The sequence below is a fragment of the Acinetobacter sp. CE-15 genome (assembly GCF_051059255.1).
Taxonomy (GTDB): Bacteria; Pseudomonadota; Gammaproteobacteria; order Pseudomonadales; family Moraxellaceae; genus Acinetobacter; species Acinetobacter guillouiae.
On record NZ_CP192737.1, the window covers coordinates 309,982 to 325,794 of the forward strand.

At 39.9% G+C, this 15,813-nt stretch carries 13 protein-coding genes; 12 read left to right on the forward strand and 1 reads right to left on the reverse strand.

Translation table 11 applies throughout. The features are described from left to right. Window positions 1-5: 5 nt before the first annotated feature. From ACQ7EO_RS01445 to ACQ7EO_RS01460, 4 genes are all read left to right on the forward strand, one after another. Window positions 6-1,502 carry a UDP-N-acetylmuramoyl-L-alanyl-D-glutamate--2,6-diaminopimelate ligase gene (locus ACQ7EO_RS01445; RefSeq protein WP_303576668.1) on the forward strand — a complete coding sequence of 499 codons (1,497 nt, stop codon included), beginning with the start codon at window positions 6-8 and terminating at the stop codon, window positions 1,500-1,502. A gap of 9 nt (window positions 1,503-1,511) precedes the next feature. Continuing rightward, the gene (locus tag ACQ7EO_RS01450) at window positions 1,512-2,921 is read left to right on the forward strand and encodes a UDP-N-acetylmuramoyl-tripeptide--D-alanyl-D-alanine ligase (protein WP_434278740.1); all 1,410 of its coding nucleotides are present in this window, start codon (window positions 1,512-1,514) and stop codon (window positions 2,919-2,921) included. Continuing rightward, a complete protein-coding gene (gene mraY, locus ACQ7EO_RS01455) occupies window positions 2,921-4,039 on the forward strand; it encodes a phospho-N-acetylmuramoyl-pentapeptide-transferase (RefSeq protein WP_004725416.1) in 1,119 nt (372 codons plus the stop codon). Before ACQ7EO_RS01450 ends, mraY begins: the two co-directional genes overlap by 1 nt. Before the next feature lie 70 nt (window positions 4,040-4,109). Then, window positions 4,110-4,913 (forward strand): putative RNA methyltransferase, encoded by an 804-nt coding sequence (locus ACQ7EO_RS01460; protein ID WP_262087214.1) that lies wholly within the window; start codon window positions 4,110-4,112, stop codon window positions 4,911-4,913. A 60-nt stretch (window positions 4,914-4,973) separates the two neighbouring features. On the opposite strand, the gene ponA is transcribed toward ACQ7EO_RS01460, so the two are convergent. After that, window positions 4,974-7,514: a penicillin-binding protein PBP1a gene (gene ponA / locus ACQ7EO_RS01465; protein ID WP_434278741.1), complete on the reverse strand. Its 2,541-nt coding sequence runs from the start codon at window positions 7,512-7,514 to the stop codon at window positions 4,974-4,976. Between the two features lie 163 nt (window positions 7,515-7,677). Here ponA and ACQ7EO_RS01470 point away from each other — a divergent pair, with 163 nt between their 5' ends. The 8 genes from ACQ7EO_RS01470 to ACQ7EO_RS01505 are packed head-to-tail and all read left to right on the forward strand — an operon-like array spanning window position 7,678 to window position 15,453. Next, window positions 7,678-8,736, forward strand: a complete 1,059-nt coding sequence (locus ACQ7EO_RS01470; RefSeq protein WP_004725424.1) for a pilus assembly protein PilM — start codon at window positions 7,678-7,680, stop codon at window positions 8,734-8,736. Further along, window positions 8,736-9,377, forward strand: coding sequence for a PilN domain-containing protein (locus tag ACQ7EO_RS01475; RefSeq protein WP_056517486.1), 642 nt, complete (start codon window positions 8,736-8,738; stop codon window positions 9,375-9,377). Before ACQ7EO_RS01470 ends, ACQ7EO_RS01475 begins: the two co-directional genes overlap by 1 nt. Continuing rightward, window positions 9,374-10,123, forward strand: coding sequence for a type 4a pilus biogenesis protein PilO (locus ACQ7EO_RS01480; protein ID WP_434278742.1), 750 nt, complete (start codon window positions 9,374-9,376; stop codon window positions 10,121-10,123). The genes ACQ7EO_RS01475 and ACQ7EO_RS01480 overlap by 4 nt, the downstream gene beginning before the upstream one ends. Next, the gene (locus ACQ7EO_RS01485) at window positions 10,120-10,650 is read left to right on the forward strand and encodes a pilus assembly protein PilP (protein WP_034615053.1); all 531 of its coding nucleotides are present in this window, start codon (window positions 10,120-10,122) and stop codon (window positions 10,648-10,650) included. Before ACQ7EO_RS01480 ends, ACQ7EO_RS01485 begins: the two co-directional genes overlap by 4 nt. Before the next feature lie 20 nt (window positions 10,651-10,670). Beyond that, window positions 10,671-12,875, forward strand: coding sequence for a type IV pilus secretin PilQ (gene pilQ, locus ACQ7EO_RS01490; RefSeq protein ID WP_434278743.1), 2,205 nt, complete (start codon window positions 10,671-10,673; stop codon window positions 12,873-12,875). 36 nt (window positions 12,876-12,911) lie between these two features. Next, on the forward strand, window positions 12,912-13,454 hold the full coding sequence (gene aroK, locus ACQ7EO_RS01495; RefSeq protein ID WP_004725433.1) for a shikimate kinase AroK: 543 nt from the start codon (window positions 12,912-12,914) through the stop codon (window positions 13,452-13,454). Window positions 13,455-13,490: 36 nt separating this feature from the next. Beyond that, entirely contained in the window at window positions 13,491-14,570 is a 1,080-nt protein-coding gene (aroB, locus tag ACQ7EO_RS01500) for a 3-dehydroquinate synthase (protein ID WP_434278744.1), read from the forward strand. 16 nt (window positions 14,571-14,586) lie between these two features. Then, complete coding sequence (locus ACQ7EO_RS01505) at window positions 14,587-15,453, forward strand: hypothetical protein (protein WP_434278745.1); 867 nt, start codon at window positions 14,587-14,589, stop codon at window positions 15,451-15,453. Window positions 15,454-15,813: the final 360 nt, after the last annotated feature.

Consider the following 15,813-nt stretch of genomic DNA (forward strand, 5'->3'; position numbering starts at 1 on the left):
AAACTATAATGATTAATTTTCAAGATATTTATAAAGTTGATAATACAAAGGCTTGGATGTCTGAGTCATTTAATGGCTTTTCTCTAGATAGTCGTTATGTGCAACAAGGGCAAATTTTTATTGCTTTGACCAGTTATTCGCAACCAGAAAAAACCGCACAATTTGCTCAAATCGCTTTAGACAAAGGCGCATTGGCCATTATTAGTGAAACAGATTTAGGCTTTGAATCTGCATTGATCTGCCCAGATGTGCGTCAGTTGATGGGACAATGGCAAAAACAATATTTACAAGCGACATCCCCAGTAAAAGCTGCACGAATTCTTGCAGTCACGGGAACCAATGGTAAAACCACGATTTCACGCCTCGTTGCTGAATTACTGGCATTACAAAATAAAAAATGTGCAGTGATGGGAACTACGGGCAACGGGATTCTGCCAAACCTAGAAGCGTCTTCACATACCACTTTAGATGCGTTGCATTTACAAAATCTTTTGCATGATTTTGCTATGCAAGGTGCTGAATTCGCTTCAATTGAGGCAAGCTCGCATGGTTTGGAACAAGGTCGTTTAAATGGTTGTGATATTGAGATTGCTGCATATAGTAATCTGAGTCGAGATCATTTGGATTATCACGGGACGCTTGAAGCCTATGCTGAAGCGAAAGCGTTGCTGTTTAAATTTGCTGCGTTAAAAGTTGCAGTAATTAACATAGATGATGCGCATGCAGATCTAATGATGAATGCGGCAAGCAGCAATCTGTCACATCCGAAAGTATTGACTTATTCAACCTCTAAAGCGGCTGATTACCAAGTATTTGGGATTAAATATAGCTTAGATGGGGCAACATTCCATCTCAAAACAGCCAAAGCTGAATTTACCGTGAATAGCCCATTGCTTGGGCATTTTAATATTGAAAATTTGGTGGCCAGTTTAATTGTTGCTGAACAAGCAGGTTTTGATTTAAAACAACTTATCGCAACTGTACCCAACTTAAAAGGTGCACCTGGACGTATGCAGGTGATTCGTGATCAAGATCGTCTGTTTGTGGTGGATTATGCACATACTCCAGACGCTTTAACTCAGGTTTTAAAAACCTTAAAACGTCATGTTGAAAATCAGCTTTGGGCTGTTTTTGGTTGTGGCGGTGATCGAGATCGCGGTAAACGCCCATTGATGACCAAAGCAGCTTTGGAACAAGCCAATCCCGTAATGATCACATCAGATAATCCGCGTACAGAAAATCCTGAGCAAATTTTTGCCGATATGAAGCATGAAATTGATTTTAGCCAGCATGAGGTGCACGAAATTCGTGATCGCCGTGAAGCAATCAAATATGCAGTAAAGCATGCCCAATCAGGTGATATTGTTGTGATTGCCGGAAAAGGGCATGAGAATTATCAAGAAATTGATGGTGTTCGTCATTGGTTTGACGATGTCGTTGAAGTGCAATCGGCAATAGATGCACAACACCATAAACCCAATTCAGCTTATCCAGCTCATTAGGAATAAGAGATGCACACCTCTACCACCAGTACTGTGCCTTTGGAGCCATGGTCAGCAGCACAACTTGCTGAAGCAACTCAAGGTTATTGGTATTTAGATCAAGCACCACAAGGTGAAATTAAACGTATTTTGACTGATTCACGTCATGCTGAATTAGGTGATGCTTTTTTGGCGCTCAAAGGTGAGCGTTTTGATGCACATGATTTTGTTGCTCAAGTGGCTGCGAATGGCTGCCAAATTGCCATCGTGAGCCATCCTGTTGATGTAAATATCTGTCAACTTGTCGTGGCAGATACACGTTTGGCATTGGGGCATTTAGGCGCGTATCGTCGTGCTCAACATCCACAATTAAAAGTGATTGCACTTACAGGCAGTAGTGGCAAGACCACCACCAAAGAAATGTTGGGGAGTATTCTTTCACGTTTAGCGCCGACCTTGATTACACGTGGCAATTTAAATAATGATCTTGGTGTGCCAATGATGTTATTGGAGCTGCGTTCAGAGCATCAATATGCGGTGATGGAACTTGGTGCAAGCCATCAAGGTGAAATTGATTACACCTCAAATCTTGTGCAGCCACATGTTGCCGGTATTTTAAATATTGGAACTGCACATTTAGGCGAATTTGGTGGACGTGATGGAATTTGCCGTGCCAAATCTGAAATTTACCGTCATATTGATCAAGCTGGAACAGCAATTGTTCCTGCTCAGGATGATTTTACCGATACGATTCGTCAAGTGATAGACACTGAGCAAGTGTTAAGTTTTGGTCAGGGTGGTGAAGTCTTTGCGACAGATGTTCAGTTACACGCACAGTCTGCAATCTTTACCCTTAATACACCTCAAGGTGCAAGAACAGTCAATCTTCCTTTTGCAGGCGAACATAATGTCCATAATGCAGAAGCAGCGACTGCATTTGCCTTGGCGATTGGCGTTGATTTAGACGATATTGTAATCGGCTTGGAGTCGGCACAAGGTGCAAAAGGGCGTTTGAATTTTATTCATAAGCACAAGCATTTATTTATTGATGATACCTATAATGCCAACCCGACTTCAATGCGTGCAGCAGCAGAAGTACTTGCGCAACAGCAAGGCATCAAAGTGATGGTGATTGGCGATATTGGCGAACTGGGTGATACTGCTGCGCAGCAACACTATATGTTGGGTCGTGATCTAGTTTCAGTGGATGGGATCCAATTTGTTGTCGCGGTAGGGGAGTTTGCTCCTGCTACACAAGAAGGTGCGCGAAGCACTCAATATGGTAAAAAATTACAAGCTTTTCTTAGCCAAGAACAAGCTTTACCTTTATTGTTAAGTTTAATTGCAACACATCAACCACAGTCCATGAGTTTCCTGTTTAAAGGTTCTCGCTATACCCATATGGAAACGTTGATGGCTGATTTGATGGAGAAAGTTTAATGCTGTATTGGTTATTTCAACACTTGGCGGGTTATGAGAACGCGTTCCAAGTTGTTCGATACTTATCGTTACGAGCATTGCTCAGTGTACTGACTGCACTTGCGATTGGTTGGGCCTTGGGACCAGTCATGATCCGTAAATTACAAGCGCTCAAATATGGTCAGGCTGTCAGTTCATATGCACCTGAAAATCATGCCAAAAAAATGGGTACGCCAACAATGGGCGGGATTTTAATTCTGCTTTCAATCGGAATCAGTACCTTGCTTTGGGCAGATTTATCCAATCCTTATGTATGGATCGTCTTGGCTGTTATGGTGATCTTTGGTGCTGTAGGTTGGGCGGATGATTGGATTAAAGTCCGTTATAAAGACAATGCGGGTTTACCTGCCAAGAAGAAATTCTTTTGGACTTCGGTTGGCTCTTTGGGAGCGGGTATTGCGTTGTATATCATTGCAACTCAGCAAGACAGCCCTGTACATACAGCGAATATGCTGGATTTATTGATACCATTTTTTAAAAATCTGAGTATTCCATTGTCTTCAATTCCATTGGGTATTGGCTTCATTATTTTTACCTATCTGGTAATCAATGGTGGGTCAAATGCAGTGAATTTGACCGATGGTTTAGATGGTCTGGCGATCATGCCGATTGTTTTGGTTGCTGCAGGTTTAGGTGTTTTTGCTTATTTGGCAGGTGATATACGCTTTGCCAATTATTTACATATTCCCTATGTAAAATATACCTCTGAGCTGGTGATTATTTGTGCTGCAATGATTGGAGCAGGCTTAGCATTTCTTTGGTATAACGCGCATCCTGCCCAAGTCTTTATGGGAGATGTCGGTGCATTATCATTGGGTGCAATGCTGGGCACTATCGCGGTAATGGTTCGTCAAGAGATCGTCTTTGCAATTATGGGCGGGGTCTTTGTCGTAGAAGCAATCTCGGTATTCTTGCAAATCGGATCATTACGTATGCGCAATAAACGTGTATTTCTTATGGCGCCGTTGCATCATCATTATGAGAAAAAAGGCTGGCGTGAGACTCAAGTGGTGATCCGTTTTTGGATTATCACAATTATGCTGGTAGTTTTAGGTCTAATGACATTAAAATTACGCTAAGCCAAAGTGATTTGAAAAGTCGGCATTTGCCGGCTTTTTTATGGCCTAAAAATATCTTTTGGAGAATACAATGAATTTGTTGATGTGCCCTGTATGTCGTGAGGCATTGAGCCTATCGGATCGGACTTGGCGCTGTGTAAATAATCATAGTTATGATGTGGCAAAACAAGGCTATGTAAATTTACATGTAGTACAACATAAGCATAGTAAAAATCCAGGGGATACCCCTGAATCTGTACAAGCACGCCGTGGATTTTTAAGTGGTGGATTTTATGCACCTTTACAGCAAGCCGTGGTTGAGAAAATTCGTGAGTTACGGGTTGAAAACCTGCTGGATATCGGCTGTGGTGAAGGCTACTATACTGATGCAATGCAACATCAAGTGATGCAATGTATTGGGGTTGATATTGCAAAAAATGCAGTTCAGGTTGCTGCAAAACTCAATAAAGATGTGACATGGATTGTGGGGACAGGAGCGACGCTACCTGTTTTGGATCATTCGATTGATTTGTGTACCAGCTTATTTAGCCCGATCCCAGAAGAAGAAATACTCCGAGTACTTAAGCCAAAGGCCTATTTGATGGTGGTAACACCTGCACCAGAGCATTTATATGCCATGCGTGAGGGGCTGTTTGATGAAGTCAAAGCCCATGAACCGCAAAAGTTTGTCGAGCAATTACAAGCATCTTTTGAGTTAATAGAGCAGCCGATTATCGAAACAACGTTTGAGTTGGATCAAGCACAACTCAAAAATCTGATTGCGATGACCCCTTATGCTTATAAAGCAAAACCTGAAAAGCGTTTAGTTTTGGAAGCACAAGTTAAAACGACGTTAAAGGCAGCCTTTCAAATTTATATTTTTCAGAAAAAATAATAAAAATTTAAGCCATAAAAAATGCCATCAATTGATGGCATTTTTTATTTGAGAAACTAATTATTGAACTTCATTAATCAAATTCTCAAGAGAATCACTTTCTCGTTTCGCACCACCTTGATTCATTGCAGGCGGTGTTACTTTGTTCGGTTTGAGCGGTTGATCTGTACCATCATCAGGTAAGTCTTCAAAGTCATTTGATGAATTACGTGATGGTGTAACAGGCGCAGGTTTAAAGATTGGACGTGCTAAAGGTGGTGATGAACCATAGCCTTCGTTTTGAGTCGCACCTTCAACTTGTGTTTGATTACGTTCTTCACGAGAAATTGGTGCTTTGGCATTTTTGTCAAAATGTACCCAAGCAGATGGTGTATCTTTTAAGGCTTTACCCATAAAACCGGTCCAAACTGGCAGTGCTGCGATCCCACCATATTCACGACGGCCGAGAGTTGAAGGTTGGTCAAAACCGACCCAAGCAATCGCAACTAATTTGCCGTTGAAGCCAGCAAACCACGCATCTTTAGCATCGTTGGTTGTTCCTGTTTTACCGCCAATGTCATCGCGACCAATTTTAAGTGCCGCACGACCAGTACCATGCACAATCACATCACGAAGAATATTTGCCATATCAAAAGCAGATTGTGATTTTAAAATCCGTTGTGCTTGACGATATTTACTTTGTTCTTCTTTGCTTAAAGGGGTTTGAACCTCATCCACTGTAAGGTTTGTACCTTCAATGGCCTCGTCATCAGGGGTGGTTGTAGTATTGGCTACAGTTTCTTTTTGATTGATACATGGAATACACGCATATTCAGGCGCTGCTTCATAAATGGTTTTGCCATAAGCATCTTCAATACGGCTGATGAAATGCGGTTGAATGCGATATCCACCATTGGCAATTGCGGCATAGCCTGTTGCCATTTGAACAGGAAGTACTTGTGGGGTACCCAGCGCAATCGTGAAATTACGCGGGATTTGATCTTCTTGTAGGCCAAAATCCATCAATAATTGGCGCGCACGTTCTACACCTACGCTTTGTAATAAGCGCACAGAAACGGTATTACGTGATAAATATAAAGCACGACGCAAAGGAATCATGCCTAAATAACGACCATCAGAGTTTTTAGGTGTCCAACGACCAATGGTGATTGGACTGTCATTGACCATGGTGTATGGAGTCATACCGCGTTCAAGCGCCAGTGCATAGATGAATGGCTTAATGGTTGAACCTGGTTGGCGCCAGCCTTGTATTGCGCGGTTAAATTTAGATTGGTAAAAGTTGTATCCACCCACCACTGCTTCAATTGAACCATCATTAGGGTTAATTGCAATCAGTTGACCTTGTGCTTTCGGGGTTTGAACCAATGACCACGCGGTTTTATTTTCATTGGGACGTAAACGGATAATATCTTTAACCGTTACAATCTGCGAAGCGCGGCTTGGTGCACCACCAACGGCATTGGCATTGATATATTTTCTTGCCCAAGACATACCTGACCAAGGTACAGTCACTGTTGAACCATCTTGCATTTTGGCATCAAAACTATTACTGCCTACTTTGATGACTTCTGCAGGGTAGGTATTGGCATAAGGGATGAATTGTTTTAAAGGTTTATCATGTGCTTCAGCACCACGCCATCCATGACGACGATCATAATCTTCCAAGCCTTTTTGTACTGCATCTTCTGCATATTGTTGGCGTTGGCTGTTTACGGTTGTATAAACTTTATAACCTGAATCAATTGCTTGTTCACCAAACTTTTCAACTAGTTCAGAGCGGACCATTTCGCCTACATAGGGAAATCGATTACTTAAGCCGCGATCAGGCATACTTAGGTTAATCGGTTCAGCGACAGCTTTTTCGTATTCTGCTTGTTTAAGATAACCCAGTTGTAACATACGACCTAGAATCCAGTTGCGGCGTTCTAAGGCGCGTTCAGGATTCACTACAGGATTGTATTTTGAAGGTGCTTTAGGTAAACCTGCAATCATCGCCATTTGTGCGACACTGAGTTGATCTAAGCTTTTGTCATAATAAATTTTTGCAGCAGCAGCAATACCATAGGCATTTTTACCCAAAAAGATTTTATTGACATATAAAGATAAAATTTCTTCTTTGGAAAGATTTTGTTCTATTTTACGTGCCAAAAAAACTTCAGTAAGTTTGCGCTTAAGTGTTCGTTCAGGTGATAAATAATAATTTTTAGCCACCTGCATGGTAATTGTTGAGCCGCCTGTTTGTACATTTGACCCAGTGACACTTTCACTCACGGCACGCCCTAAGCCTTTAAAGCTAATCCCGCTATGTTCGAAGAACGATGAATCTTCAGCAGCAAGGAAGGCATGAATGAAATGTGGCGGGATCTGATTGTACTCAACAGGCACCGAAAGCTTGCCACCATATTCAGCGATCAGCTGATTATCTGCTGAATAAACTTGCAAAGGTTTAAGCAATGGCGCCTTTTTTAAAGAGCTCATTTCTGGTAGTGATGGGGCAATATATAGATACATTCCATAAAAGCCCATCGGAATTGCGACTAAAATAATGATAATCAGCAAAAAAAAGGGATGAATATAACCTGAACAAGATAGCTTTTTCATAACAAGTAAGTTTTAATAATAGCTAATGGCAAACTAATTGCGTTCAGTATAGCTTCTCATGTGATGGATTGTTAGATGGGATATTGTATCTGTAAAAAATTAAGACCAAATGCAGTCGGTTTGTGTTATTTATTGGGGATAAAAAAATAATAGGAAATCAATCGTGCTTAGACTATATCGTAAGCCAAATAAGGGGTTAATAGGAGTAGATATTAGTTCTACTACTGTAAAGATTTTAGAGCTCTCTGTTAAGAACGGTCGTTACTGGGTTGAAAGTTATGGATTAAGTCCACTGCTGGATGGGAGTGTTGTTGAGAAAAACATTCTTAATCCTGAAGCAGTTGCTGATGCGTTGGAAAGGGCAGTCAATATTGGCAATCCTCAATCGCAAAATGTCGCGGTTGCTGTACCTACATCTATGGTGATTCACAAAATCATCGAAATGGATGCAGATATGTCGGATGAGGAAAGAGAAGTTCAGATTCGAATGGATGCTGAACAATATATCCCTTTCCCACTGGATGAAGTCAGTTTAGATTTTGAAGTGTTAAACGATAAGTTGGCAAATCCAAATCGAGTCAATGTGTTACTTGTTGCAACACGTGCAGAGAATATCGATTCTCGTGTTGAAGTTTTAGAAATCGCGGGCTTATCACCTAAAATCGCAGATGTAGAAAGTTATGCAATTGAGCGTGCTTTTGATGTCTTTTCCGATACCTTGCCAATTGGTGTAAATCTTGTGGGTATCCTAGATATTGGTCATACCATGACCACTTTATCTGTGATGCAAAATGGCAAGATCATTTATACCCGAGAGCAAGTTTTTGGTGGCAAGCAGCTGACTCAAGATGTACAAAACCGTTATGGTTTGTCTTATGACGAAGCTGGTCGTGCCAAAAAAGATCGGACTTTACCTGATGATTTTGAAACAGAAGTCTTGATGCCGTTTTTAGAAGCAGTTGTACAACAAGCTGCTCGTTCATTACAGTTTTTCTTTTCATCTTCTCAGTTTAACGAGATCGACCATATTCTATTGGCGGGTGGTAATGCCAATATTCCTGGTTTGGCAAAATTATTACAACAAAAACTCGGTTATCGCGTCACGATTGCAAATCCTTTCTTACAGATGGGGTTTTCACCACAAATTGACTTAAAAAAAATAGAAAATGATGCACCTTCTTTAATGGTTGCATGTGGTTTGGCTTTGAGGAGTTTTGATTAATGGCAAAGATTAACTTACTCCCTTGGCGTGATGAGCTAAGAGAACAGAAGAAAAAGCAATTTGTTGCAATATGTGTTGGGGTTGCACTGATTGGCTTAGTGACAGTGTTATTGGCGTGGTTCTATTTCGATCATAAGTTAGAAGATCAGGAGCAAGCCAATCAATTGGTGACCAGTACCAATCAAAATTTAGATACCCAATTAAAAACTTTAGATGGTTTACAAGAACGTCGTAATGCCATTATTGAACGTATGAAACTGATCCAAGGCTTACAAGGTCAGCGTCCTGTGATTGTTCGCCTCGTTGATGAATTGGTTCGAATTGTCCCTGCACAAATGTACATCACAAAATTTAGTCGTGTGGGTGATAAATTTACCATTGAGGGCAAAGCTGAAAGTCCAAATACAGTTGCTGAATTGTTGCGTGGATTAGAGGCGTCTGAATGGTATCGAAATGCATTTATGAATTCATTCTTAGCTGCAGATGAAAATAAAAATAAAGGGCAGACTTCGGTGATTCCTCGTGTAGAAGAATCATATGGAAGTTTTGTGGTGACTGTAGATTTAGGTGAAATAGCATCTACTGCAGATGGGGACGCGACGAAGGTTGAACAAGTTTCAGCTGCAGGGGGTGCAAAATGAGTCGTGAAGATTTTGAGCAATTAGATTCATCTGTAAATGATGCTCCAAAAAAGAACAAGATGACTGTTGAGAAGTTTTTTCAACAGTTCAATACCTTGGATATGAATAACTATGGCAGTTGGCCCTTATCCGTTAAAGTCACCTGTTGGGTATTCTTGTTTTTTGTGGTGTGTGCAATTGGCTATTTTTTAGCAATTAAACCTAAATTAGATGCAATTGATCAAGCACGTACAGTTGAACAAAATTTATTAACTGAGTTTAAAGAAAAAGACTCTAAATTAAGAAACTTGCAGCAATATCAAGCACAATTGCAACAAATGGAAGCAAATTTTAATCAGCAATTAGAACAGCTACCTAAAGAAACTGAAATTCCGAGTCTAGTTGAAGACATTAACGTGACAGGGGTAAGTTCTGGTTTGAAATTTAAAAATATCAAATTAGAACCAGAAGTGAAGCAGGAGTTCTTTATTGAGCAGCCGATCTCGATTGATGCAACAGGGGATTATCATTCATTTGGCAGTTTTGTCAGTAGTTTGGCTGCTTTACCACGTATTGTCACTTTGCATGATTTCACAATTACAGGAACACCTAGTCAAGACAATAAATCTGATGTGCCAGTGATTGACTATACAATTAAAGCAAAAACCTATCGTTATATTGGTGCTGATGAGCAGAAGATAAATAAATCTGCGAATGCTGTAGCACAGAAAACAACGACACCTCAGCAAGGAGGGAAGCCACAATGAAACAGCTCAGTAAAATAGTTTGTGGAATCTCATTTGCAATGCTGTTGGTGGGGTGCGATTCTCGTATTGATGCCGTTAACCAAGAAATGGCAAATATTAGAAATCAGCAACCATTGCCGATTGAACCTGCACCAGTATTTAATCCTGTACCAAGCTTTAATTATTCAGCTCAGCAATTACGCAGCCCATTTTTGCCAAATTCATTGGCAAATGAATTGAAAATCATGTCAGGCAAGCGTGTCTACCCGAATTTTTCAAGACAACCACAGCCGCTTGAAAGCTATCCTTTAGAGTCGTTAACACTGAAAGGAAGTATGAAAGGAGCTGTTGGGCAAACAGTGGGGTTGATTCAAACACCTGATGGTGAGATTGAGCGGGTACAACTTGGCAACTACATGGGTATGAATCAAGGGCGAATTATTGAAATTACGCCGACCCGTATTGATTTATTGGAAATCGTTCCAGATGGTCGAGACGGTTATATAGAAAGACCACGGAGTCTAGTTCTAATCGGTCCAATAGATTAAAACGGAATAAAGGAATAAAAATGAAAAAGAGTTTGAAAAATATCTTTAACGGGGATGGTAAGTTTATGAATAGTCAACTTCGTCAATTTACTATGGCGGCAGTATCAATTGCGATTATGCAAGTTGCAACAGCGCAAACAACCATGACCAATATTGTACCGATGAAAATACCGGGGCAAGGTACAGAAATTCGTGTGATGTTTAATGGCTTACCGCCACAGCCTCAAGCCTATCAATTGGATAATCCATCTCGACTGATTTTGGATTTTGATCAGGCGAAGCAAACGATCAATCAGTCGTCTATTGCTGTGGCGAGTGAAGAAGCGTCGACGGTGGATATTGCAGCCGATGATCAACGTTCACGATTAACAGTAAATTTAAAAAATAGTGGTTCTTTTACAACACGTGTTGAGGGGAATACCTTTATTTTAAAGATTAACAATGCCAATCAAGCTGCAGCTTTACCGACTTATGCAGCATCTGCATCTACACTGAATAAGCAAAATCAAGGCATCGCAGATATCGGTTTCCAGCGTGGCAATGCGGGTGAGGGCCAAGTTATTGTAAATCTGTCGGGTGCAAATACACCAGTAGATGTACAACAACAGGGCAGTAAAGTTGTTATTCGAACCTTAGGGAATAAAATTCCAGCACATTTAATTCGTCGTTTAAATGTCAATGATTTTGCAACCCCAGTTTCTTCTGTGGATGCTTATAATGACGGTTCCAATGGTGTAATCACCATTCAGTCTGCTGGTAGCTATGAGTATATGGCCTTCCAAGCGGAAAATAAATTAACCGTGAGTTTAAAGCGTCCTGTAGAAAATAAAGTAAATCGCCCAAGTTCAAGTCAGTCTTATACCGGTAAGAAAATCTCGCTGGATTTTCAAGATATCGAAGTACGCCGTGTGCTACAGCTACTTGCTGATTTTACCAGTATTAATATGGTGGCTGCAGATTCAGTTCAAGGTAATATCACTTTACGTTTAAAAGATGTACCTTGGGATCAGGCTTTAGATATCATTTTAAAAACCAAGAATTTGGATAAGCGTCGTAATGGGAGTGTGATTTGGATTGCGCCTGTCACCGAGCTGATTAAAGCTGAAGAAGATGAAGCAAAAGCATTAGCCCAAAGTGTAAAATTAGCACCGATTCAAACTGAATATATTCAGCTTAATTATGCAAAAGCGACAGATATACTCAAGTTGATTACTGAAGGTAAAAACTCGAAAAACTCTAATAATACGAATACAAATACATCAAATAATATAGATTTAAATAATTTAGATCCGTATGGGAATAATGTTGGAAGCTTATTGAGCCCACGAGGCACGGTCACGGTAGATGCTCGAACAAATACTTTGATTGTGACTGATACGGCTGTAAAAATTGATCAAATTAGAAAAATGGTTGATTTACTCGATATTTCTGTAAAACAAGTCATGGTTGAAGCACGTATTGTTCGTGCTACGACAGATTTTACCAAAGAAATGGGGGTAAAGTGGGGCATTTTATCTCAAGGGATTACCAAGAATAATGATTTGCTGGTTGGTGGAAGTGATCAAACACTTTGGGATTTAAAAAACCCAGATAGTAATGGCAAATATACCATTACTCGCCCTGATAATTTAAATGTCGATCTTGGTGTGACGACTGCGGGTGCAAGTAAGATTGCATTTGGTTTAATTAGTATGTCTGATTTTATGTTAGACCTAGAATTATCTGCATTACAAGCTGATGGTTATGGGGAAGTGATTTCAACACCAAAAGTAATGACTGCCGATAAACAAAAAGCCAAAGTTGCTTCGGGTCAACAAATTCCATATCAGTCAACGCAAACGGCAGGAGGCAGTGCAGTTGCAACGACTGAATTTAAGGATGCTCTGCTCAGTTTGGATGTTACTCCAAGCATTACACCTGATGGTAAAATCCAAATGCAACTTAACGTTACAAGTGACTCAGCTGGCCAAATAGTGAATGGAAATGTAGCGATTAATAAGAATGAAATTAATACTAATGTGTTAGTTGATGACGGAGAAACTGTGGTGTTAGGTGGCATTTTTGAACAAGAAACTAAAAACAGTCAGACCAAAGTTCCATTTTTAGGTGATATTCCTTATTTAGGACGATTATTTAGAAAGGATGTAAAGTCTGATAATAAACGAGAGTTACTAATCTTTGTGACACCAAGAATTGTTAATGACAGTCGTACCAGAAATCATTAATATACTTTCAATGAAAGCAATTCGATAGGTGACTCCTTGCCAAGCAAAGAGTTGGAAACCCTACCAAATATTTATTTGGTAGGGCCCATGGGAGCAGGAAAAACAACAGTTGGTCGGCATCTAGCGGAACTGTTAAGTCGTGAGTTTTTAGACAGCGATCATGAAATAGAAAGAAAAACTGGGGCATCTATTCCTTGGATTTTTGAAAAAGAAGGCGAACAAGGTTTCCGTACAAGAGAAACAATCGTGATTGATGAACTCACATCAAAAAAAAATTTAGTGGTTGCAACAGGCGGTGGTGCTGTCACTCAAGCCATGAACCGAGAATATCTCAAGCATAGAGGTATTGTGATTTATTTATATACCCCTGTAGAAATCCAATTATTACGTACACATCGAGATAAAAATCGTCCTTTATTACAAGTCGAGAATCCTGAGCAAAAGTTAAAGGATCTACTTAAAGCACGAGATCCACTTTATAGAGATGTTGCACATTATATTATTGAAACCAATCAGGGTGCTGCGCGAGATTTAGCGCTGAGAATATTGCAACTGATCGTTTCAAAAGAAATTATTTAGTCAGTAAATTATCATTCATTGTTATTTGGCAGAATCATGCAAACTTTACATGTTGAACTGGGTGAACGTCGTTATCCAATCTTTATTGGTAGTCATTTGAACCCTCAAGAATTACTTGAACCTTATATTCAGGGACATCAAGTGATGATTGTTACAAATACCACAGTTCAGCCTTTGTATTTGTCGCACTATGTTGATGCAATTCAACAATTGGATAAGCAGGTTAAAACATGTATTTTACCTGATGGTGAGAAATATAAAGATATCCAGCACCTCAATTTGATTTTTGATGCTTTGCTTCAAGCTGGTTTTAATCGTGATTGTACTGTTTTGGCTTTAGGTGGTGGAGTGATTGGTGACATGGCAGGTTTTGCTTCCGCCTGTTTCCAGCGAGGCGTGTATTTCATCCAAGTTCCGACCACATTATTGTCTCAAGTGGATTCGAGTGTTGGTGGGAAAACCGGAATTAATCACCCTTTAGGCAAGAATATGATTGGTGCATTTCAGCAACCTCAAGTGGTTTTGGCTGATATGGCACAACTTAAAACCTTGCCTGAACGTGAGCTTTCAGCAGGTTTGGCTGAGGTGATTAAATATGCGTTACTGGGTGATGTAGACTTTTTAGCATGGTTAGAAGAGCATATGGATGGGCTGATTGCCCAAAATCCAGAATTATTGGCTGAAGCTGTTTATCGTTCTTGTGCGCATAAAGCAAGAATTGTGGCCAATGATGAGAAAGAGCAAGGTGAACGTGCTTTATTGAATTTAGGCCATACTTTTGGTCATGCTATTGAATCGTATCTCGGTTATGGGGTGTGGTTGCATGGGGAAGCAATTGCAACGGGTATGGTGATGGCTGCTGATTTATCTCAGCGTATGGGATGGATTTCATCCGATGATCTGGAACGTACAAAAAAAATCATACAACGTGCCCAATTACCTGTAGCATGTCCTAAAATTCCGCTCGATGAATTTTTGGCATATATGTCACATGATAAAAAAGTATTAAATGGTCAACTTCGTTTAATATTGATAAAACAACTCGGCCAAGCCATCATTACTAAAGATTTTGATGTTGAGTTGATGAAACAAGCGATTCTCGCGAATCAGATATAGAAAAGGTTAGTTCCAAATGGCAGCAATTCGTACAAATTGGCAAAATATTCGACAATATATTTGGTTGGTTGGTGGATTAATCTGTCTTTTGGTGGCACTGGTTTTTTGGGCAGTGACCGACACCAAAGATCTGGTCACTGTGGTCAATCCGATTGAAGAGTCCCAAGTTCAAATTCAACCTGAAAAAGTTGCTGCGACATCGCATTTAGGCGCTTTGATGGATGAAGTACGTCCACTTGAAATGACCACACGTATTGTGACTGCGGGTAGCCATGATGCAGAATTTCGTGGTACAAAATTTTTTCAAGAAAATAAGAAAGCTTGGACCATAGAGCTATTTAAGACCTCAGATGAAGATGTCATCTTGGGCTTTTTACAGAAACAAGCGGATCGTAAAAATTTTATTTATTTCCGTTTAAGTGGTGAAGATCAAGCTGAGCAATATGTTTTAGCCTATGGTTTATTTAAAAGTGATGATCAGGCCAAGAGCCAGTTACAACAATTAAATTTAAAATTGCCTGCATCTATTCATCCTCAAGCAATTCAGTTTGAAAAATATAGTGCTTTAATTAATGATCTGGGCTCAGATGAAATGGCAAGTGCAAATAAACTCTATCAAGTAAAATTAAAATCTGCACCTTTACCTGTAGTTGATGAAACGCTATTGGCTCAAGCAAAATCAGCATTGTCATCTTTAACGGGTTCAACTCCTGCAAACCAGACCACCAAAACCACAATTACCCGTCGTGATGCATCTGGCAATGTGGTAGATGTACAAAAGTCGCAATCTCGTGCACAGCCTTCAGCCAACAGCAAAGAGCCAACAGGCGCTACTGCTGATAAAAAACCAGCTGAACATGAAGTCAGTGATCCATTTAATTAAAATTAGCTCTAAAATGAAGCAGAATTAATTATTTAATTTTATGTTTGCACAAAAATGGTGCTATAAATGCCTTTATAAGACGCTTAGAATTTTAAAGAATATCTTTATTTCACTATCTTTTAGTGATTTGGTGAACAAAAATAAAATTTGGCATATTTTTTGCTTTATTGTTGCGCTAATTGAGTTGATTGTCCCTGTTTTGGAGCGAAATGATTCAGTTGGTGTGCGATTTAAGTCTGATTGAGTGCTTTATTTCAGTGCGGAAGTTGTAAAACAATCTTGCAATTAAAGTAAAAACAGACTGGTATTCGATTCTGACTCAGTGGTTTACTTGAGCTAAGAAAATACTTAAAAATCGTA